Annotated in this window: 22 protein-coding genes and 1 pseudogene; 18 read left to right on the forward strand and 5 right to left on the reverse strand. The window is 34.9% G+C overall.

The window, feature by feature from the left end:
* Positions 1–73: 73 nt before the first annotated feature.
* The 4 genes and pseudogenes from ESZ54_RS03940 (at position 74) to ESZ54_RS03955 (ending at position 4,929) form a co-directional block, all read left to right on the forward strand.
* Complete coding sequence (locus ESZ54_RS03940; protein WP_136136383.1) at positions 74–2,194, forward strand: peptidoglycan D,D-transpeptidase FtsI family protein; 2,121 nt, start codon at positions 74–76, stop codon at positions 2,192–2,194.
* A gap of 130 nt (positions 2,195–2,324) precedes the next feature.
* Positions 2,325–2,474, forward strand: coding sequence for a 50S ribosomal protein L33 (rpmG, locus tag ESZ54_RS03945; protein ID WP_077275288.1), 150 nt, complete (start codon positions 2,325–2,327; stop codon positions 2,472–2,474).
* A gap of 494 nt (positions 2,475–2,968) precedes the next feature.
* Positions 2,969–4,331 (forward strand): annotated as a pseudogene (gene ltrA, locus ESZ54_RS03950) (group II intron reverse transcriptase/maturase).
* A gap of 166 nt (positions 4,332–4,497) precedes the next feature.
* Positions 4,498–4,929: a hypothetical protein gene (locus ESZ54_RS03955; protein WP_136136384.1), complete on the forward strand. Its 432-nt coding sequence runs from the start codon at positions 4,498–4,500 to the stop codon at positions 4,927–4,929.
* A gap of 372 nt (positions 4,930–5,301) precedes the next feature.
* Here the strand turns inward: ESZ54_RS03955 and ESZ54_RS03960 are convergent, their stop codons facing one another.
* The 4 genes from ESZ54_RS03960 to ESZ54_RS03975 form a co-directional block, all read right to left on the reverse strand.
* Entirely contained in the window at positions 5,302–5,580 is a 279-nt protein-coding gene (locus tag ESZ54_RS03960) for a hypothetical protein (RefSeq protein WP_136136385.1), read from the reverse strand.
* A gap of 157 nt (positions 5,581–5,737) precedes the next feature.
* Positions 5,738–6,100 (reverse strand): PH domain-containing protein, encoded by a 363-nt coding sequence (locus ESZ54_RS03965; protein WP_136136386.1) that lies wholly within the window; start codon positions 6,098–6,100, stop codon positions 5,738–5,740.
* A 140-nt stretch (positions 6,101–6,240) separates the two neighbouring features.
* A complete protein-coding gene (locus ESZ54_RS03970) occupies positions 6,241–7,065 on the reverse strand; it encodes a glycerophosphodiester phosphodiesterase (RefSeq protein WP_136136387.1) in 825 nt (274 codons plus the stop codon).
* 127 nt (positions 7,066–7,192) lie between these two features.
* Positions 7,193–7,555 (reverse strand): YxeA family protein, encoded by a 363-nt coding sequence (locus ESZ54_RS03975; RefSeq protein ID WP_162615088.1) that lies wholly within the window; start codon positions 7,553–7,555, stop codon positions 7,193–7,195.
* Between the two features lie 185 nt (positions 7,556–7,740).
* On the opposite strand from ESZ54_RS03975, the gene ESZ54_RS03980 reads away from it, so the two are divergent.
* The 6 genes from ESZ54_RS03980 (at position 7,741) to ESZ54_RS04005 (ending at position 11,585) form a co-directional block, all read left to right on the forward strand.
* Positions 7,741–8,301, forward strand: coding sequence for a 5-formyltetrahydrofolate cyclo-ligase (locus tag ESZ54_RS03980; protein ID WP_136136389.1), 561 nt, complete (start codon positions 7,741–7,743; stop codon positions 8,299–8,301).
* Position 8,302: 1 nt separating this feature from the next.
* Entirely contained in the window at positions 8,303–9,040 is a 738-nt protein-coding gene (locus ESZ54_RS03985; protein WP_136136390.1) for a rhomboid family intramembrane serine protease, read from the forward strand.
* Positions 9,041–9,139: 99 nt separating this feature from the next.
* Positions 9,140–9,358 carry a YqgQ family protein gene (locus tag ESZ54_RS03990; protein WP_136136391.1) on the forward strand — a complete coding sequence of 73 codons (219 nt, stop codon included), beginning with the start codon at positions 9,140–9,142 and terminating at the stop codon, positions 9,356–9,358.
* Positions 9,351–10,313: an ROK family glucokinase gene (locus tag ESZ54_RS03995; RefSeq protein ID WP_136136392.1), complete on the forward strand. Its 963-nt coding sequence runs from the start codon at positions 9,351–9,353 to the stop codon at positions 10,311–10,313. The genes ESZ54_RS03990 and ESZ54_RS03995 overlap by 8 nt, the downstream gene beginning before the upstream one ends.
* Positions 10,314–10,341: 28 nt before the next feature.
* Positions 10,342–10,743 carry a rhodanese-like domain-containing protein gene (locus tag ESZ54_RS04000; protein ID WP_136136393.1) on the forward strand — a complete coding sequence of 134 codons (402 nt, stop codon included), beginning with the start codon at positions 10,342–10,344 and terminating at the stop codon, positions 10,741–10,743.
* Positions 10,744–10,823: 80 nt separating this feature from the next.
* Positions 10,824–11,585, forward strand: a complete 762-nt coding sequence (locus tag ESZ54_RS04005; RefSeq protein ID WP_136136394.1) for a tyrosine-protein phosphatase — start codon at positions 10,824–10,826, stop codon at positions 11,583–11,585.
* 71 nt (positions 11,586–11,656) lie between these two features.
* Here ESZ54_RS04005 and ESZ54_RS04010 read toward each other — a convergent pair whose 3' ends face one another.
* Positions 11,657–11,827 (reverse strand): DUF3042 family protein, encoded by a 171-nt coding sequence (locus ESZ54_RS04010; RefSeq protein WP_136136395.1) that lies wholly within the window; start codon positions 11,825–11,827, stop codon positions 11,657–11,659.
* A 242-nt stretch (positions 11,828–12,069) separates the two neighbouring features.
* Here ESZ54_RS04010 and miaA point away from each other — a divergent pair, with 242 nt between their 5' ends.
* The 8 genes from miaA to ESZ54_RS04050 all read left to right on the forward strand — a co-directional run bounded on the left by miaA (position 12,070) and on the right by ESZ54_RS04050 (position 19,817).
* Positions 12,070–13,008, forward strand: a complete 939-nt coding sequence (gene miaA / locus ESZ54_RS04015; RefSeq protein WP_136136396.1) for a tRNA (adenosine(37)-N6)-dimethylallyltransferase MiaA — start codon at positions 12,070–12,072, stop codon at positions 13,006–13,008.
* A gap of 12 nt (positions 13,009–13,020) precedes the next feature.
* The gene (gene hflX / locus ESZ54_RS04020) at positions 13,021–14,241 is read left to right on the forward strand and encodes a GTPase HflX (RefSeq protein WP_136136397.1); all 1,221 of its coding nucleotides are present in this window, start codon (positions 13,021–13,023) and stop codon (positions 14,239–14,241) included.
* 99 nt (positions 14,242–14,340) lie between these two features.
* The gene (locus ESZ54_RS04025; protein WP_162615089.1) at positions 14,341–14,673 is read left to right on the forward strand and encodes a MerR family transcriptional regulator; all 333 of its coding nucleotides are present in this window, start codon (positions 14,341–14,343) and stop codon (positions 14,671–14,673) included.
* A 28-nt stretch (positions 14,674–14,701) separates the two neighbouring features.
* Complete coding sequence (glnA, locus tag ESZ54_RS04030) at positions 14,702–16,039, forward strand: type I glutamate--ammonia ligase (RefSeq protein WP_136136398.1); 1,338 nt, start codon at positions 14,702–14,704, stop codon at positions 16,037–16,039.
* Between the two features lie 162 nt (positions 16,040–16,201).
* Positions 16,202–17,218: an adenosine deaminase gene (gene add / locus ESZ54_RS04035; protein WP_162615090.1), complete on the forward strand. Its 1,017-nt coding sequence runs from the start codon at positions 16,202–16,204 to the stop codon at positions 17,216–17,218.
* Between the two features lie 80 nt (positions 17,219–17,298).
* Entirely contained in the window at positions 17,299–17,862 is a 564-nt protein-coding gene (gene efp, locus ESZ54_RS04040; RefSeq protein WP_136136400.1) for an elongation factor P, read from the forward strand.
* A 93-nt stretch (positions 17,863–17,955) separates the two neighbouring features.
* Positions 17,956–18,846 carry a diadenylate cyclase CdaA gene (cdaA, locus tag ESZ54_RS04045; protein ID WP_136136401.1) on the forward strand — a complete coding sequence of 297 codons (891 nt, stop codon included), beginning with the start codon at positions 17,956–17,958 and terminating at the stop codon, positions 18,844–18,846.
* The gene (locus tag ESZ54_RS04050) at positions 18,846–19,817 is read left to right on the forward strand and encodes a CdaR family protein (RefSeq protein ID WP_136136402.1); all 972 of its coding nucleotides are present in this window, start codon (positions 18,846–18,848) and stop codon (positions 19,815–19,817) included. Before cdaA ends, ESZ54_RS04050 begins: the two co-directional genes overlap by 1 nt.
* Positions 19,818–19,850: the final 33 nt, after the last annotated feature.

The raw sequence follows: 19,850 nt of genomic DNA on the forward strand, positions 1-19,850 counted from the left end.
CTAATCTACTCCAATATTGTAGATTATCTTGAAATTATATTTAATTTTTCATGTTGAAAGGATTAATAATTGAATGAAACGAAATGAAAATAAATGGCGTCCATTTTTAAAACGAAATAAAAAAAATCAAGGTAAAAAATCTCACGTGCCACAACGACTCGATTTTTTATTTTTTATTGTATTTTTACTTTTTTCTGTTTTAATTGTCCGTCTTGCAGATTTACAAATTAATCAAAAAGACAAATTTACAAGCATTATCCAAAGTGGCCAAAAAAGCACTGTCTTAGAAGGTGCACCACGTGGTGAGATATATGATTCAAAAGGCAAATTACTTGTAGCAAATGAAGCAAAACAAGCGGTTATTTTTACAAGAAGCCCTGGTATGACTGCGGAAGATATTCGAGAAACAAGTGCTAAAATTGTTGATTTAATCAAAATTGATGCAGATGAACTCACAGAAAGAGATTTGAAAGATTATTGGTTATCAGACAAAGATAATTTTGATAAGGCTGCGAAACAACTGACGAATGATGATAAAGTTGATAATCATGGTGAACGTCTTTCGGAAAGTCTTTTATATGGCAAAATTGTTAAAAAAGTTTCCAAAGATGACATACAATTAAATGAAGAAGATCAAAAACGTGCGACTGTCTTTAAAAAAATCAATGCCGCTGCAGCATTGCAACCAGTCATTGTAAAAAATAAAGACGTGACAATGGAAGAAATTGCCAAAGTCGGTGAAAATGCAGCGACAATCCCTGGTATTTCAACTGGTTTAGATTGGGATCGTTCTTATCCAGAAGATTTACAAATTAAAACTATCTTAGGTAAAGTTTCATCTGAGAAACAAGGATTACCAGAAGATAAATTAGAACAATATCTTGATAAAGGCTATGCTTTAAATGACCGTGTCGGTTTAAGCTATCTTGAAGAATCATATGAAGATAGCCTTCGCGGTAAAAAAGGTGAGTCAGAAGTTGTTATTGATAAAAACCAAAAAATAGTTTCTAAAAAAGAAGTCAAACCAAGTGAAAAAGGGGATAACCTTGTTTTAACGCTTGATTTAGAATTCCAAAAGAAAGTTGAAGATATTACTAAATCTTATTACAACTCACTGATCAGTGCAGGCAAAGCTAATTATTCTGAAGGTGCCTATGTTGTGGTGACAGAACCGAAAACAGGGAACATTTTAGCAATGGTCGGCTTAGGTAAAGACCCTGAAACTGGAAAATTATCAGATGATGCTTTAGGAACTTATAATAAAGCATTTGTACCAGGATCCTCAATAAAAGCAGCAACTGTCATGGCGGGCTATGAAAAAGGTGTTATCAAAGGCAATCAAACAATGACCGATGAGCCATTACTCTTTGATGGTGGTTTAACTAAATCATCACTGTTTAATCATTACAGTTCAATTCCATTGAACACAGAACAAGCCTTAGAAGTGTCATCAAACGTTTATATGATGAAAATTGCGATGAAGATGATTGGTGTTGAGTACACACCAAACCTTTCATTGCCATATCGTGTCGATTTATTTGATCAATTACGTGGCACATACGAATTGTTCGGACTTGGAACTTCGACAGGCTTAGATTTACCACAAGAAACAACAGGTATCGTGAATAAAACTTATAAAGATAAAAATGGCAACTTTATCCCAGGTATCATGGGGGCCGCACTTGACTTATCTTTTGGTAACTACGATACATATAGTGCTATGCAATTGAATCAATATGTTTCAACAGTTGCTAACGATGGCAAACGTGTCGCACCACACATCGTGAAAGGTATTTATGATACAAAAGACGACGGTGAGTTAGGTGGCGTTAAAAAGGAACTTGAGCCAAAAGTAATGAATGAAATAAAAAACCGTGATTCAGAATTTAGAACCATTAAAAATGGTATGGAACGTGTTGTAACAGGACCAATGGGAACAGGGCATGCTTTACAAGGTACTGCTTATCAAGTAGCAGCCAAAACAGGTACAGCTGAAACGCCGATTTCTGATCCGAAAAATAAAAATAGAACCATTGATTTAATCAACAGTTCAATAGTCGGTTATGCTCCTGCTGATGACCCTAAAATTGCGGTCAGTGTCATTTTACCTCATATTACAGATGATGATTCAGGAGCCAATGCAGCGATATTAAGAGATATCGTCAATGCTTATGCTGAATTACAGAAAAAATAAGAGTGGTTATTTTGTTGTAAAGTAAAACTACTTAACAAATTTACCAAAAAGGGTAGAAATTCAGATTAAAAGATGATATGATATTCTAGTGTCAAGATGATACTTGAATATTTAATTGGAGGTATATACAATGCGCGTAAATATTACTTTAGAATGTACTGAATGTAAAGAAAGAAACTATCTTTCAAACAAAAATAAACGTAACAACCCGGATCGTTTAGAAGTTAAAAAATATTGTCCACGTGAACGTAAAGTTACTTTACACCGTGAAACAAAATAATTTTTAGTATTAAGCACTCAATCCCTTTTCAGACGGGGTTTGAGTGCTTTTTTTGGTGTGTCCCGCATGGGGATATAACTAGGTGATGAAAGTTCACTACAGGCTTGGCAATAGAAACTGTTAGCGAAAAGCAAGATGTCTGCCGTAAGGCAGTGACTGAAGGAAGCTCGACGCAAAATTCCGAACTGACGAACAGAAATTAGATACAAGGCTGAATTAGGTTGGATAAGTTTGCTAAACAAAACAAAGTCCAATATTGCTCGAAACCTATACAGTAAATCTAACAGTTACATGGAATGAAAGTTATATCTCTTACCGGGGGAGGTCTTTCGAGGGTACAAGTGCAAGTTGAATAAAAAACAAGCCAAAGTACAATTTAAGTGGTGACATTTAGATGAATCGAAAGAAGTCAGCCAACGTCATAGTAGTAGTTAGACTGATAACTATGAAGGATTGAACAATAGTAATCTTGAAAATTTTAGGAGGTGTGAAAAGTGCAGAAATCACAGAAAACAGTTAAAGAAAGCTACTGTCAAAAGGACAATGTGGAACATGAAAGATATGCTAGAGCGTGTAGTGCTTTTCATGGTGAACAAAACAATCAAGATGGTGTAGATTTGTTTGAGAAAATTATCTCGAGAAGTAATCTCAATCAAGCATATCTCCAAGTAGTCAGAAATAAAGGAGCAGCTGGAATTGATGGTATGACGTATGACCAGCTACTTCCCTACTTGAGAGAAAACCGTGAGGTGTTATTAACTCAACTTAGAACGGGGAAGTATAAGCCACAACCTGTCTTAAGGGTAGAGATAGCTAAACCAACAAGTAGCGTTCGAAAGTTGGGAATACCTACGGTTGTCGACCGAATGATTCAACAAGCGATTAATCAAGTACTACAACCCATATTTGAATCTGAGTTCTCCGATAACAGTTTTGGGTTTCGTCCAAAACGTAGTGCTCAAATGGCTATCATACAAGCCAAAGCGTATTACGAACAAGGATACAAATATGTTGTAGATATTGATATGAAAGCTTATTTTGACACTGTGAATCATGATAAGTTAATGTACTATATCGAAAAGAAAGTGAATGATAAACAAGTGTTAAATCTTATTCGTCGCTACTTAGTTAGTGGGATTATGGATAAAGGTTTGTTTACTAAATCTGATAAAGGAACACCTCAAGGTGGGAACTTGTCTCCACTTTTGAGTAACATTTACTTACATGAATTTGATAAACTTCTAGAAAATCGAGGACATAAATTTGTCCGCTACGCTGATGATGTAAACATCTAAGTAAGAAGCCGACGTGCTGGTCGACGTGTGATGATAAAGTCAGTTGAATTTTTGGAGAACACTTTAAAATTAGAAGTGAATCAAAATAAGTCAGCAGTTGGCAGTCCACTCAAACGAAAGTTTGTAGGTTTCTGTCTTCTAGCAACAAAGAACGGTGTGAAAATTCGTCAACACACAAAGGGTTACGTAGAATAACGAAGCGTAATCGTGGCAAGAGTGTAAAAGTAATATTAAAAGAAATCAAACAACTTATGACCGGTGGTTAAACTATTATGGAATAAGCGAAATGAAAACTTTTATAAATGACTTGAATGGATGGCTGAAACGAAGAATCAGACAATATATCTGGAAACAGTGGAAACTTCCACGAACAAGGAGACATAATCTGATTCGGTTAGGTATCGATAAGGCAAAGGCTTATGAATGGTCAAATACCAGAAAAGGGTACTGGAAAATATCAAAGAGTTACATATTACATAGGTCTTTAACAAATAAAGAACTGGCAAAGTATGGCTATAAAGATATAGCTATACAATACCAGTTCATACACTCAAACTATTGAACCGCCGTATACGGAACCGTACGTACGGTGGTGTGAGAGGGGCAATAAACCTAAAGGTTTATTCCTCTACTCGATTTCTTTATACCAATAATTACCTGTTTTTTATTCTGTAATTCTAAACTCGAATTTTGTATGATTAAGTTAAAATAAAAAGGAGATATTTAATATGGAAAAACTAGTTTTAGTCGTGAACGTAGGTAGCTTGGCAGAATGGTTTAGTGGAATTATAACAGCGCTTGGCATCTATTTAGCAATTCGTGAAAAAAAGCTAAAGATAAAAGTAAGGGTGAATGTTGATAACGTAATACCAGATCGAGGAATAAAGTTAGAAGTTGAAAGTAAAAGTGATTACGAAACAATAATTAATGGGTACCGCGTCTATTGCAAATATTCGGATTATGCGGAATACGTAGAATTAGAAGATTGTCGATTAAAGCCCATGGAAACAAAGATTTTTTATGTTCCATATAATAAAGTTTTTGAAAAAAAGCCTTCCAAAAAATATGTTTTTATAGGTGCTGGTGTAGTGTTTTCAAACATTAAAATTAAAAAATCATGGCGAAAAAAGAAAAGAGTATCAGATATCACGGGTCTATAAGAATAAATCTTCCGAATGTGAATACTTTTATTTTTTTATATGGGATATGGGTTAGGCGAATGTTTATGGCTAAATGCAAATGATTGTTGACAGATCATGATTCAGAAGCGTTGAAGTCGTTCATGTCAAAATATTACGTTAAAGCAAAAACGGATTGAGCCATATTTTAAACTCAATCCATCCCATAAACACAAAAAAACCGACCAGCGAGGAGTGCTGATCAGTCAGTCATAGATAAAATACACCTAATAAAGAGATTGTATCACATAAAGTTGAAAAGTAAAAATTTTTACCTCTATTTACTGTTATTTATGCAAATAATGTAGATAATTTTTATTTTTCTTCTTTATTTTTGAAAATTTTGAAAAGAACCTATGCTTTCAAGCCCATTGCAAAAACGCGATCAAAGGAAGTGGGGTTACGAATGGTTAATTTTTTGATGACGAGTTGTTGAAGTTGGTTATAATTTCCATAAACAGCAACTTCTGTGCGCCCATTTTCTAAAAAGAGAAGTTGATTTGAAATTTGTTTATTGCGAACAATACAATTGATTTTTTTATTTTCCACGATTAATGTGAAGCGCACTAATGCATCTGGATATTGGTTGATGACTTTTATTCGATCTACAATGCCGACTAAATTATTTTTCAAAACGATCACCTCTTTTTTTATTTAATTATACGAACTTACGTTCGCTTTTGTCAAGCGAGATAAATAAAAATACCGACTTATTAAATGACCTGCGTCATAAAATAAATCGGTATAAAATGTTAAAAAGTTAAGTATGTAGCAGTAAAAAGTATAAATTTTATAATAGATATTCGGCTATTAGGTGGTCGATTTTCCTAACATCTACTCCACGACCTAAATTAATTTTTATGTGACCGGCACGTGTCCAAAGCTCAATTTCAGAGTTGAGATCAATTTTACCAGCGTTTTCAGAGGACCACATGTTGATATTTTTAAATGGAATAGAGTAGACCTCAACTTTCTTACCAGTTAAACCTTGTGCATCTCTAATGATAAATCGTTTATTTGTGATGATCGCAACATCACGAATTGTTTTATAGGCAGTAAGAGCTTCTTCGCCTGCAACAAGCAATTCGTAAACGTCTCCTGGAATCTCGCATTCTTTTGTAAATGTCCATAGTAATAATTCTGGTACAGCCATGTTTATTCCTCCAATAGTTTTATGTTTTTATGTTTTTATCATTGTAACAATCGTATCATCAAAGGTGTTGGAAGCGCAATCATTATTTGCGAAATAAAAAAGAATGAAACTTAAAGTTAGTTCATTCTTTTAAATGTATTTTATTGTCTGTTCTCTAATAATTTTAGTGCTTTGGCTGTATAGCCTGTAAAAAAGCCATCCGCACGTAAGTTATAGGCACGATTAATATCTTTCATACTGTCGACAGTATAAAAGAAGGCTTGTTTATGTTGTTCATGAATTTCATTAATGACATCAGCGTTCATCATTTTTTTATTGAGGCAAATTATTGTGACTTCTTTTGTTTTTAATGCATTTTGATAATCTTCTGCAGAATCACTATCCGCTAAAAACATAAGTGGAGTATCTGGTAAGAGCTTATGGAATTCTTTGATTTCATTTAAATAATAACTTTGGATAATAACATGTTCTTCTAGTTTATGTTTTTTGATAATGTTTGCCACCGTTTTGCTTTGTTCTTTTGTTTTTAATTCAATGACATATTTTGTAGAATCTTTATATTTGTTAAAGACTTCTTCTAACGTCAGAATGGGTTCACCACCCTCAAGTTTTAACGTTTTAATTTCGTTGTCGTGCATTTGATTATATTCTTTATTCACACCTGTTAGGCGCGCACTATTTGTATCATGTGAGACGTAAGGGGTGCCATCTTTTGATAGTACGATATCTTGTTCGATATATTCAGATCCGTAAAGAATTGCTAAATCGTAACTCTCGAAAGTATGTTCCATTTCTTCTCCAGCGGCGCCGCGGTGAGAAATGATGATTGGATCATAAGTATCATCGGTTGTCTGGTAAGATTTTACTAGAAGGATGATGGTTGTGATAAGTAGTAAAATTAGAATAATAAATAAAAAGATATGTAAAGTATATGATTTCTTTTTAGGCTTTGTACGAGTTTTCATTTGAAAAATTCCTTTAATTTGTAGTTTTTATCTTAAAACATTGTCAGTGTACTATATTTTGTTTCTTTTGTCTCAAAAAAATAACTGTTAAACATTTAAATTGCTAAATGTTTAACAGTTACTCACGTTATTTGGAAAATTTTTCTTCAATTGTTTTTGGCAGAGCATCTTTGGTGACTTCTTCCCAGCCCATCACGCCTTTTTTCTTATTGATTTTAAGTTTAAGATAGGCATTTTCTTTCAAAGGTTTATCTTCAACCGTATTGAAAGATTCGACACGTTTTTCGCCTTTGTCATTAAAACTTTCTAATTGATATTCGTATTTGTAATGGCGGGCATCGGGATTGCCATCTTCAGTGTCATAGGTTCTTTTGCCGCCTTTATTAATTTGAGTATAATAATCAGTCGTATTGTAATTTACGTAATAATAATAAAGTGGTCCACCAACTAAAACGCCAGAAACGAGTAGAAAGACTAGAAATTTTTTCATATTGATCATCCTTTATTTGTTTTCTTAATGTTGAACCAAGTATATCGTGAGTTTGCAATAGGAAACAGCTAACAAAGAATGAAATTTTTCTCAGTCTTAGGGATGACTTACCTTTATGAGAAAAGTTAGAAATAATTAACAAACATGTTATAATAGACCAATGACTATAGTAAGTGAGGTGCGATATGAAAAAGAAAAGCGATGTTAGAAAAGAAGTTTTAACGAGACTTTCTGAATTAAGTGCTCAAGTTACACTAAAAGAACAAAAAGAATTTGATGTATTAGCACAATTAAGTGCAATGCCCGAATGGCAAAATGCGAAGGTCATTGGCACGATTTTACCTATGACCAAAGAATTTGATACCTATAAAATAATTAAACAAGCTGAAAAAGAAAATAAGAGGATTGTCGTACCTAAAACAAAACCTGAACGAGGCATGGATTTTGTAACCTACAAAATAGGAGACGCTTTAGAAAAAACGTCATTTGGCGTGAAAGAACCAGTCGTAACAGACATTGCATTAAAATCAGAAATTGATTTGTTAATTGTCCCTGGTGTTGGTTTTAGATCAGATGGTTATCGTGTTGGTTTTGGTGGTGGCTACTACGACCGCTTTTTAAGTGATTTTCCTAATAAAACGTGTAGTGTTGTATTCCAAGAACAACTGGCTGAAGATTGGGAACCGGGCGAATATGATTTACCAGTGTCGCAGTTAATAATTGATCAACTAAGTCAGGAGGCCTAATATGTATCAATTTCAACCAAAACAAAGTAAATTTAAACAACTCATGTCAGGCCCTTATGTGATGTATCTCTTTTTAGCAATTCAAGTCATCATATTTGCCTTAATGGAATTATCGGGGGTTTTAAAAGGTACATTTTCTGGCTCAACAAGCAGTGCAACATTATACAAATTCGGTGCGATGTATCCAGTGGCAGTGACCGATTTACATCATTTTTGGCGTTTTGTGACACCGATTTTTGTTCATATTGGTTTTGTCCATTTTGGTGTCAATTCATTAACACTATATTTTTGCGGACGAATTTTAGAACCCCTCATCGGTCATTGGCGTTTCTTTGTTTTATATCTTATGAGTGGTATTTTAGGAAATCTCCTCAGTTTTGCATTTGCCAACCCTGTCAGTCTATCGGCAGGTGCGAGTACTTCGATATTTGGGATGTTCGCAGCATTCTTAATTTTAGGGAGAATGTATCCAAATCAACCATTGATTAATCAAATGTATCAAAACATGAAACTGTTAATTATTATGAACTTAGTCTTAAATTTATTCGATTCGAGTGTTGATATCTGGGGGCACTTGGGAGGTGCAATTGGTGGCGTGATTATGATGTTGTTGCTTGATGTTCCAAAACGTTATAAAGCTGCTCAAACTGAGATGAATCCACATTTTAGGATTTTAGCTGGCATCGTGTTAGTTTTTATGATTGTTTTTTGTCTGTTCTACGGGTTTGGCAAAGCCTAATTTAACAATTTGTCGAAAAAATGGGCAAAGTCCACAAAAAGACTTTCTGCCCTATTTTTTTTAAGAAGAAATAGGTATAATGTGAGAGGTAGTGTTGAAGTGGAAACGTTATATGATGTGCAACAGTTATTGAAAAGGTTTGGCATTTTTATTTATGTCGGTAATCGTTTATGGGATATTGAACTCATGATGATTGAAGTCAAGCAATTGTATGAGGCTGGTGTAATCGAACAACGCGAATATCTCAATGCGATTATGGTGTTACGAGCTGAACATCAATTAGAACAAACGATTCAGGAGGAACGAGCGAATGAGTAAGAAATTAATTGGCATCGATTTAGGTGGTACAACAGCAAAATTTGCGATTTTAACCGAAGAGGGTGAAATCCAACAAAAGTGGAGCATCCAAACAAATATTGAAGATAATGGGAGCCATATTGTCCCTGACATTATTGCGTCATTAGAACACCGTTTAAATTTATACAATATGACCAGTGAAGATTTTGTCGGAATTGGCATGGGAACTCCTGGAACCGTAGACCGTGAAGCTGGAACAGTTGAGGGAGCGTATAACTTAAACTGGGGCTCACTACAAGAAGTTAAAACACCAATTGAAGCGGCTTTAAATATTCCGTTTACTTTAGATAATGACGCTAACGTTGCTGCATTAGGCGAACGTTGGAAAGGTGCAGGCGAAAACGCAGCAGACGTTACTTTCATGACACTGGGGACAGGTGTAGGCGGTGGGATTATTGCCAACTCACAACTGTTACATGGTGTGGCTGGTGCTGCAGGTGAAATCGGTCATATGACAATTGATCCTGAAGGTTTTGACTGTACTTGTGGTAAAAAAGGCTGTCTTGAAACAGTTGCCAGTGCTACTGGAGTTGTTCGGTTAGCACGTTTAATGTCAGAAGAGTATTCTGGCGATTCAGAATTAAAATTGAGAATCGATGATGGACAAGATGTTTCAAGTAAAGATATCTTTGATTTGGCTAAGGGAAATGATACGTTCGCTCTTTTAGTTGTCGACAAAGTATGTTATTATTTAGGATATGCGTGTGGCGATTTAGGTAACATTCTAAATCCAACACATATCGTAATTGGGGGCGGCGTCTCTGCTGCGGGTGACTTTTTATTAGAGCGAATTCAAAAATATTTTAAACAATTTTCGTATCCACAAGTTTTTGCAAGTACGCAAATTAAGTTAGCTCAATTAGGAAATGAAGCCGGAGTAATTGGAGCAGCTTCACTAGCATTACAATTCAAATAATTTAAAAAATTAAAGTGAGGTTTTATTGATGACGTTTTTTCAAGTCTTTAATATGGTATTAGTCCTAGTCATTATCGGGATTGGTCTTTATCATCTGTATTTTTATATTCAAAGAAAACGTGCTGCAGAATGGATTGAAGCAGATAAGTTTCAAGAAACAATGAGATCAGCTCAAGTTATTGATGTACGAGAAAAGCAAGAATTTAACCAAGGGCATATTATGGGTGCGCGCAGTGTACCGTATTCATTAGCACGTGCGCAAAAAGAGTATTTGAATGCGATTCGCAAAGATATGCCAGTTTATCTGTATGATAATAAAAAAATCATCTCAATTAACATGGCACTTTTATTAAAGAAAAATGGTTATAAAGATGTTTACATCTTAAAAGGTGGTTACTCTGGGTGGACAGGTAAAATTAAGAAAAAATAATGCAATCGAAAACCAAGAGATAGTAGGTCGCTATTTTCTTGGTTTTTTCTAACGAAAATATAGAGAGAAAGGGGATAACTATGGGGAATTTAGTTAATTTTAGAGATTTAGGTGGTATCCCAACAACAGATGATCGAATCGTTCAAGAAAAAAGAATTCTGCGTGCAGGTCAGTTGGTCAATTTATCAGATGAAGAAAAAGAAAAGTTAATATCTGAATTCGATTTAGTCAATATTGTTGATTTTAGAGGAGTTAAAGAAGTTACCAGTGCTCCAGATGATGAGTTTGATTCTGTTTCATACACTCATCTTGATGTTTTAGCAGAAACGGAAAAAAATTCAGCCAACTTTGATGATATGCAAAATATTTTAACAGTCGAACGTGTCGATGAATTGATGATGCAACTGTATACGCAGTTACTTGAAGATAGCGTTTCTCAAAAAGGTTATCAAGAATTTCTTGAATTATTAGTGGCTCAAAAAGAAGGCGCTACGCTGTTTCATTGCTTTGCGGGTAAAGACCGGACTGGAATTGGCGCAATGCTCTTTTTAAAACTACTAGGTGTCTCAGATGAATTAGTTATTGCGGATTATCTAAAAACAAATGAATCTAGACGCGAAGCAAATGAAGCGTTGATTGTTCGTGCTCGTGAGGAAGAAATTTCTGAAGAACATGCACAAGCGCTCTTGCGTGCTTTATCTGTTGATGTAAGATATTTAAAACATGTGATGACGTTAATTAGTGACCAATATGAATCGTTTGAAAATTATGCTGCTCAAAAATTAAATTTTGGACAAAGACAAGTTGATTTACTTAAAGAGTTATATTTGAAAAAGCAATAATTATTATTTTTATTAAATGTAAAAGAGGTCAGACACTTGGAATAGTGACTGACCTCTTTTTTTGCCTATTATTATGAACGAGAATAGCTTTTACGGCTAGCACGACGGCGGTTATCTTCAACCATTTTTTCTTTTTCTTCAACAGGTTCGATAACAACTTTTTTAAAGCCTACAGCAACGCCAGCTAATGCAGCTAAAGTCATTGCAGTACCAGCAAGAAAGCCTGATGTAAATTTTTTCATGAGTGACACTTCCTTCTCTACAAAATTCAATAAAACTACACTTATATTATGCCGTATTTCTGAACAAAAAGCCAATAATTTATCGAAAATCATTAAAAAAGAGAGTTTATTACATTTTATGTATAAAAAGTGAGCATGGACTGGCTTTTTATTTGAATGTTTTTCAGAGGAACTTGATCGTGACTTTGAAAAATCTATGTTAGAATGGGAAGTGAGAAAGAATCAAGGGTAAGGAGTTTTGTATGAAAAATAAAGTAATTGTTATTGTGGGCCCGACAGGTGTAGGCAAGACAAGTTTAAGTATCGAACTTGCGAAAATGCTAGATGGGGAAATTATAAGTGGCGATTCACTACAAGTATATCGCCATTTAGATATCGGAACCGCGAAAGCGACAATTGAAGAACGAGAAAATATTCCTCACTATCTACTTGATGTAAGAGAACCAATAGAAAAGTATACGGCGTTTGATTTTAAGGAAGAAGCTGCAATGCGAATTTCTGATATCATCAATCGGGGCAAAGTTCCGATTATTGTGGGTGGTACAGGGATGTACATTCAGTCTTTATTATTTGATTTTCAACTGGGTAAAAATGAATCTGAATCACTTCAGCAAGAAAAAAGAGCGAGTTTGGAGAAATTAGCATTTGAAAAAGGTAATGAGTGGTTATGGGATCACTTAAATCAGATAGATTCTAAAGCTGCTGCTACGATTCATCATAATAATGTCAAACGCGTGATTCGTGCAATTGAAGTTTTTGAAAATACAGGAAAAAGTATTCTTGATCAACAAAAAATTGATTTTAAAAATAGTGATGACATGAAATATGATGCTTATATCATTGGACTAACAACTGAACGAGACTTGCTTTATCAGCGCATCAATCAACGAGTTGACATGATGATGTCACAAGGTCTTTTAGAAGAGGCCAAGTATGTCCATCAGTTGGGTTCGGTCCAAGCTAGCCAAGGAATTGGCTACAAAGAGTTCTTTCCTTATTTTGACGAGCAAAGTTCTTTAGATGAAGCCGTCGATAAAGTAAAACAACATTCAAGGCAATATGCCAAAAGACAGATGACTTGGTTCCGTAATCGGATGAATGTGAATTGGTGGGATCTTGTGACCAATCCAGATTCTGTATCTAGATTAAAAGAAGAGCTAGAGCCATGGATTAAAGAGTAGGAGGGCTTACTAATCGAAAAAGCAATTATTGTTGGTGTAGAAACCCAAGAAAATTATTTAACATTTGATGAATCAATGATCGAATTACAAAATTTAACTGAAACAGCACAAGGTGAAGTGGTCGGCCAATTAACGCAAAAATTGCCGGTTTTAAATAAACGGACAATCGTTGGTAAAGGTAAATTGGAAGAGTTGGCAGCTTTAATTCAATCACGTGATGCTGAATTAATCATTTTTAACCATGAAGTAACAGCAAGACAAGCTGGATTAATTGAAGAAATAGTTGGCGTTAAAGTGATTGATCGTGTTCAGCTTATTTTGGATATTTTTGCCCTTAGAGCAACTTCCAAGGAAGGTCAGTTACAAGTTGAACTCGCACAATTAAGTTATATGTTGCCTCGTTTAACAGGTCAGGGAACGTCGCTTTCTCGTCTTGGTGGTGGTATCGGCACGAGAGGGCCTGGGGAGACAAAGTTAGAGACAGACCGACGCCATATTCGAAATAAAATGACGCAAATCAAACGTGAATTAAAGTTAACGGAAGAACATCGGGAACGTAATCGTGAAAAACGTAAGAATGCGGAAGTCTTCCAAATCGGTTTAATTGGCTATACTAATGCTGGAAAATCAACGTTAATGAATCAATTAACTGAATCAGACACCTACGCGATGGACCAATTATTCGCAACACTGGATCCATTAACTAAAAAAATGGCACTACCAGAAGGTTTGAAAATGACTTTGACTGATACAGTAGGATTTATTCAACACCTTCCAACGCAATTAATCGAAGCTTTTCAGTCTACTTTAGAAGAGAGTAAAGGAATGGACTTACTGTTACATGTTGTCGATGCGAGTTCAACTAATCGCCATCAACAAGAAGAAACGGTTTTAGATTTATTAAAAGATTTAGACATGGAAAAAATGCCAGTCTTAACTGTTTACAATAAAATTGATTTGTTAGGTGATGAAGCATTCTATCCCACTTTATTTCCAAATATCCTTGTGTCAGCACAACGCACTGAAGATTCAGAAAAAGTTGAAAAAGGAATTGTGTCGATGATTAAAGAAATTTATCAACCATATACTATTATTCTACAAGCACATGAATCCTATTCACTGAATGAATTAATGCAAAAAACGCTATTAACGACTTGGCGTTTTGATGAAGAAAAACAAAATTATGTAGTTGAGGGTTTTGCTCGTCCTGATTCGAAGTGGGCAAATCATTAATTTTTATAAACCATGTCAGATTATCTGACATGGTTTGTTGACAAATAAATTGAGGCTTGTTATTCTCTTACTAACCTTTTATCGAAGGAAGTGGTCTAATTGAAGAAAAAAGATTTAAAACGTGATGTTGCCGTCTTTCCAATTGGTTCTGTTATGAAATTAACAGAGTTGTCTGCTCGACAAATCCGTTATTATGAAGAACAAAAATTGATTTTCCCAAAACGAAATGAAGGGAAAACGCGTCAGTTTTCTTTAAATGATATTGATCGCTTGCTTGAGATAAAAGAAATGTTGGACGCTAGTTTCACGATTAAAGAAATCCATAAGCAGTTTAATAAAGAAGGAAAGCCAGAACAGGTTTCTGACGAAAAAATTAGGATTGCTTTATATGAGGATATGATGCGTGAAAGTGGCTTACATGGTCGACATTAAAACTAATAGGAGAGTTGGAACAAAGAGGATGAAAAAATTTACAACAAAAGAACAAATTATCGAAGTGGTTCAAGCAGAGAATGTTAGATTCTTACGTTTAATGTTTACTGATATTTTAGGTCGTATTAAAAATGTTGAGGTTCCAATTAGCCAATTAGAGAAAGTTTTAGATAATAAAATGATGTTTGATGGTTCTTCTATTGAAGGATTCGTCCGAATTGAAGAAAGTGATATGTATTTATATCCTGATTTAGGTACTTGGATGATTTTCCCATGGGAAAGTGAAAAAGGAAAAGTGGCGCGTTTGATTTGTGATATTTATAAACCAGACGGCACACCTTTTGAGGGCGATCCTCGTGGTAATTTAAAACGTATTTTAAAAGAGATGACTGATTTAGGTTTTACTGGTTTCAATATTGGACCAGAACCAGAGTTTTTCTTGTTTAAACTAGGAGAAGATGGTAAGCCAACCATGCAATTAAATGATAATGGTGGCTACTTTGATTTTGCACCTGTTGATTTAGGTGAAAATTGTCGTCGTGATATTGTACTTGAACTTGAGAGTTTAGGTTTTGAGGTCGAAGCGTCTCATCACGAGTGTGGACCAGGCCAACATGAAATTGATTTTAAATATGCCGATGCTATTGAAGCTTGTGATAATATTCAAACTTTTGAATTAGTTGTGCGTACGATTGCTAGAAAACATGGTCTTCACGCAACCTTTATGCCAAAACCAATCCATGGCATTGCAGGATCAGGGATGCATGTTAACATGTCTTTATTTGATCAAAATGGCAATGTTTTCTTCGATGAACATGGTGAAGATCAATTAAGCGAAGTCGCGTACCAATTTTTAGCCGGTTTATTAGAGCATGCGCGTGGTTACACAGCAATCTGTAATCCAATTGTTAATTCATATAAACGTTTGGTTCCAGGCTTTGAAGCCCCTGTTTATGTGGCTTGGAGTGGGAAGAATCGTTCGCCGTTAGTTCGCGTTCCTAGTTCACGTGGTTTATCAACACGTTTGGAATTACGTTCCGTTGATCCAACAGCTAACCCTTATCTTGCGATGGCCGTTTTATTATCGGCTGGCTTAGATGGAATAAAAAATAAAAAAACACCACCTGCCGAAGTTAAACGCAATATTTATGTGATGACTGAAGAAGAAAGAAAAGAAGCTCAAATCACTGACTTACCTTCAACCCTTCATAATGCAGTCAAAGCCTTAAGAAAAGACGAAGTAGTTCGTGGATCTTTAGGCGAGCATATTTATCGTAATTTTGTCGAAGCTAAGAAAATGGAGTGGTCAGCATTCCGTGAGCAAGTTTCTGAATGGGAACGAGAACAATACTTAGAACAATATTAATTCTATAATTATGAACACCGCATGCGAAATTTTTTTGATTTCGACTGTGGTGTTCTTTTTTATGATAGCTTTTTTAATCTTACCTAAAAACCGTTTTCTTTTTTTTAGATTCATGTATAATGTATTAAAATATGTAGAACATATCACAAGGAGGAGTACGGATTGAACGAAGTTGAAATTCAAAAATTACCCAAAGTAGAATTACATTGTCATCTAGATGGCTCGGTGGGATTAGAATTATTAAAAACATTAGCAGTTGAGCAAGGTAGAGAAGACTTGGCATTAGAGGAAATTGCAATTGTTGGAGAGAATGTGAGTTTGACTGATTATTTGAAGAGTTTTGATTTAATATTGCCACTACTTCAAATTTCATCAGCGTTGACGCGGGCCATTGTCGATGTGGCACGTCAGGCTTCATTAGATAGTGTGAAATATCTAGAAATTCGTTTTGCTCCTCGTTTACATTTGCATGGTGAACTGACGCTGACTGAAGTAATTGAAGCAGTGGTTAAAGGTGCATTAGAAGCTGAAGAAAAATATGATTTAAAAGTAAACCTATTAATTTGTGGTATGAAGCATCATACTGTGGCACAAAATGAAGAAGTTTTAGAGACAGTCATCGCTTTAAACCATGATTCAATTGTAGGCTTTGATATGGCAGGAGATGAATCTAATTTTCCTGTGGCTATTTTTAAAAAATGGTTAGATAAAATTCAAGCCTTAGACTATCCGTTAACGCTTCATGCTGGCGAATGTGGCTGTGCACATAATGTGATTGAAGCCATGAGTGCTGGTGCTTCACGCATTGGTCATGGCGTTGCAATCATTAATGACCCTGAAGTACTTGCAACAGTTAAAGAACAAGCTGTGCTTTTAGAGATGTGCCCGATTAGTAATATTCAAACAGGTGCAGTGAATGGTTGGAATAATTATCCGATTCGCCAATTTTTAGATGAAGGTGTGAAATGTTGTATTAATACTGATAATCGTACAGTTTCTAATACCAATCTTACAAAAGAGTACTTGGAATTGTATTCTCGCTTTAATCTTTCGCGAAATGATTTTTTAACTTTAAATTTAAATGGTATAGAAAGCGCGTTTATGCCTGATAAGTTAAAGGAAATTTACACTTTAGATTTTAAAGAAACTTACCTTGAAAAAAATAGTATGAATCAATAAAAAAATTCTTGATAGCATACAAGTTTGTTCGTTTATATGATACAATAATAAGGTATTTGTTATGAAAGGGAGAATAAAATATGATATCAGCAGTAGATTTAAGAGCAGGCATGACATTTGAAAAAGATGGCAAACTGATTAAAGTTTTAGAAGCTAGTCACCACAAACCAGGTAAAGGTAATACAGTAATGCGTATGAAATTACGCGACGTGCGTAGTGGATCAACAACTGACACTACAATGAGACCTGATGAAAAAGTTAAAAAAGCTCATATTGATAGCAAAGCGGTTCAATTCTTATATAACCAAGAAGGCGTTGCAAACTTTATGGATTTAGCAACATATGAACAATATGAAATTCCTGTTGAAGTCATTGAAGAGGAATTGAAATATTTATTAGATAACATGGAAGTTACAATTCAATTTTATGTTGATGAAGTAGTAGGCGTGAGCTTACCAACATCAGTTGTTTTAGAAGTTGCTGAAACACAACCATCAATTAAAGGCGCAACTGTAACAGGTTCTGGTAAACCAGCTACTATGGAAACTGGCTTAGTGGTCAATGTTCCTGATTTTATCGAAGTTGGTGAAAAATTAGAAATTAACACGTCTGAAGGAACTTACATCAAACGTGCTAAAAATTAAGCACTGAAGACAAAGTTGCGTGATATGTAACTTTGTCTTTTTATCATAACACCACATCAATTTGAAAGTACCTTTAACTAAGGAGGCAAGACCATGATAGACAACTTTTTAAACCTGTTAAAGCTAAGTACTTGGGAATCGTTTACAGAGAGCTTGTTCTCTGTAAGTGCCATTTTTCATGTGATTGATATTTTAGTCGTGTGGTATTTAATATATAAATTACTATCTTTGTTAAATGGTACGAGAGCTATTCAGGTCTTTAAAGGAATTGCAATTATCATTGTAATTCGTATTATAAGTGACTTTATTGGATTGAATACTGTGTCGTGGTTAATGAGCCAAGTCATTACATATGGTGCGATTGCGGCAATCGTCATTTTCCAACCAGAAGTGCGGCGTGGTTTAGAACATTTAGGCCGTGGGTCATTGATTAGAAGTGGCAGTCAGGATGCTAAAAAAAATCGTGATTATTTGATTGACGAACTTGATGAAGCAATTCAATATATGTCAAAAAGAAAAATAGGTGCTTTGATCTGTATTGAGAGAAAAGAGCGTTTAACGGAATATGTCGAAAGTGGGATTTCATTAGATTCTGATATTTCTAATCAATTACTTATTAATATTTTCATTCCTAACACACCTCTTCATGATGGTGCTGTCGTTATACAAGGTGAAAAAATAGCATCAGCATGTTCATATCTTCCTTTAACAGAAAATCCAAAGATTCCTAAAGAATACGGTACCAGACACCGTGCTGCAATTGGTTTGTCAGAGGTTGCTGATGCGTTAACGATTGTGGTATCTGAGGAAACGGGAGATGTCAGTTTAACACTTCGAGATCGCTTCTTACCACATCAAACACGTGATGAATATTTGAATATTTTTCATGAAGAGCTGATAGAAAGTGAAGTAGTGGAAAAGAAAAATGTTTTAGTGCAATTTTTAGATAGCTTAAAAATACCGCATCGAAAGGAGAAAAAGTAATGGAAAAACAAGAGCGCGTTCCGTGGTTATTAAAAATACTTTCTCTGTTTTTTGCCCTATTACTTTTCTTTAATGCGAACACGCCATATAAAGGCTCAGATGGTGGTAGTAAATTAAATGAGTTAGAAGCGACTGCAGAAAATGTTCCTGTAAATGTTACCTACAATCAAGATAAATATTTTATTTCAGGATATCAACAGACTGTTGATGTGGAACTTAAAAGTGTGAACAAAATTTTATTAGATAAGGAATCTAACGCTGAAACTCGTAGTTTCTCCGTCGTAATGGATTTAACAAAATATAAAGAAGGCACTTATGAAGTACCACTTGAAATTGTGGGCAAAACAGGGGCTATTCAAGCAGAAGTTACGCCTAAAAAAGCGCACGTAACAATTGAAAAGAAAAAGAAAAACAATTTTAAAGTTGAAGCTGCGGTAGATAATAAAATTTTTGCTCCAGGCTACGAAATGTCCGAGGCAATTGTTGAACCTGCGACAGTTGAGTTAGCAGCAGGTAATGACACCTTGAATCAAGTGGATCGTGTTATTGCAGGTGTTAGTGACAAGTCAGGCGTCTCTAGTGATTTCACCTCAAGAGTTAAGTTATATGCGATTAACGATAAGGGGGAGACCCTGGAAGTACAAATTAAACCTGAGAGTGTCCGGGTTGATGTTAAGGTAGATGTCCCTTCTAAAAAGGTAAAAGTCAACCCTGTTCAGTCTGGTATTATACCAAAGGGGATTAAGAATTTTACGTTTTCTGTAAAAGATGATGAAGTCTCAATCAAGGGCCCTAAAAAATCTCTCGATGAGATAAATTCATTGGATTTGAAAATCGACACAAGTAATATTCGTGAAACAACAAGCAGTTCTTATTTAGTGGTTGTACCGAATAATATTAAAGTGGAACCAGACAAGGTGTTTATCACAGTTATTCCACATAGTGAAGAATCAAAAGATAAAAAAGATTAGACGATAAAACGAAATTTTTCGAAACTTAAAGAA

The organism is Vagococcus silagei (assembly GCF_004795745.1).
Taxonomy (GTDB): domain Bacteria; phylum Bacillota; class Bacilli; order Lactobacillales; family Vagococcaceae; genus Vagococcus; species Vagococcus silagei.

Bases quoted from the DNA above. Each gene is read 5' to 3' on its own strand.
- ESZ54_RS03940 (WP_136136383.1), top strand. From the start codon at position 74: ATGAAACGAAATGAAAATAAATGGCGTCCATTTTTAAAACGAAATAAA.
- rpmG (WP_077275288.1), top strand. From the start codon at position 2,325: ATGCGCGTAAATATTACTTTAGAATGTACTGAATGTAAAGAAAGAAAC.
- ESZ54_RS03955 (WP_136136384.1), top strand. From the start codon at position 4,498: ATGGAAAAACTAGTTTTAGTCGTGAACGTAGGTAGCTTGGCAGAATGG.
- ESZ54_RS03965 (WP_136136386.1), bottom strand. From the start codon at position 6,100: ATGGCTGTACCAGAATTATTACTATGGACATTTACAAAAGAATGCGAG.
- ESZ54_RS03970 (WP_136136387.1), bottom strand. From the start codon at position 7,065: ATGAAAACTCGTACAAAGCCTAAAAAGAAATCATATACTTTACATATC.
- ESZ54_RS03975 (WP_162615088.1), bottom strand. From the start codon at position 7,555: ATGAAAAAATTTCTAGTCTTTCTACTCGTTTCTGGCGTTTTAGTTGGT.
- ESZ54_RS03980 (WP_136136389.1), top strand. From the start codon at position 7,741: ATGAAAAAGAAAAGCGATGTTAGAAAAGAAGTTTTAACGAGACTTTCT.
- ESZ54_RS03985 (WP_136136390.1), top strand. From the start codon at position 8,303: ATGTATCAATTTCAACCAAAACAAAGTAAATTTAAACAACTCATGTCA.
- ESZ54_RS03995 (WP_136136392.1), top strand. From the start codon at position 9,351: ATGAGTAAGAAATTAATTGGCATCGATTTAGGTGGTACAACAGCAAAA.
- ESZ54_RS04000 (WP_136136393.1), top strand. From the start codon at position 10,342: ATGACGTTTTTTCAAGTCTTTAATATGGTATTAGTCCTAGTCATTATC.
- ESZ54_RS04005 (WP_136136394.1), top strand. From the start codon at position 10,824: ATGGGGAATTTAGTTAATTTTAGAGATTTAGGTGGTATCCCAACAACA.
- ESZ54_RS04010 (WP_136136395.1), bottom strand. From the start codon at position 11,827: ATGAAAAAATTTACATCAGGCTTTCTTGCTGGTACTGCAATGACTTTA.
- miaA (WP_136136396.1), top strand. From the start codon at position 12,070: ATGAAAAATAAAGTAATTGTTATTGTGGGCCCGACAGGTGTAGGCAAG.
- glnA (WP_136136398.1), top strand. From the start codon at position 14,702: ATGAAAAAATTTACAACAAAAGAACAAATTATCGAAGTGGTTCAAGCA.
- efp (WP_136136400.1), top strand. From the start codon at position 17,299: ATGATATCAGCAGTAGATTTAAGAGCAGGCATGACATTTGAAAAAGAT.
- cdaA (WP_136136401.1), top strand. From the start codon at position 17,956: ATGATAGACAACTTTTTAAACCTGTTAAAGCTAAGTACTTGGGAATCG.
- ESZ54_RS04050 (WP_136136402.1), top strand. From the start codon at position 18,846: ATGGAAAAACAAGAGCGCGTTCCGTGGTTATTAAAAATACTTTCTCTG.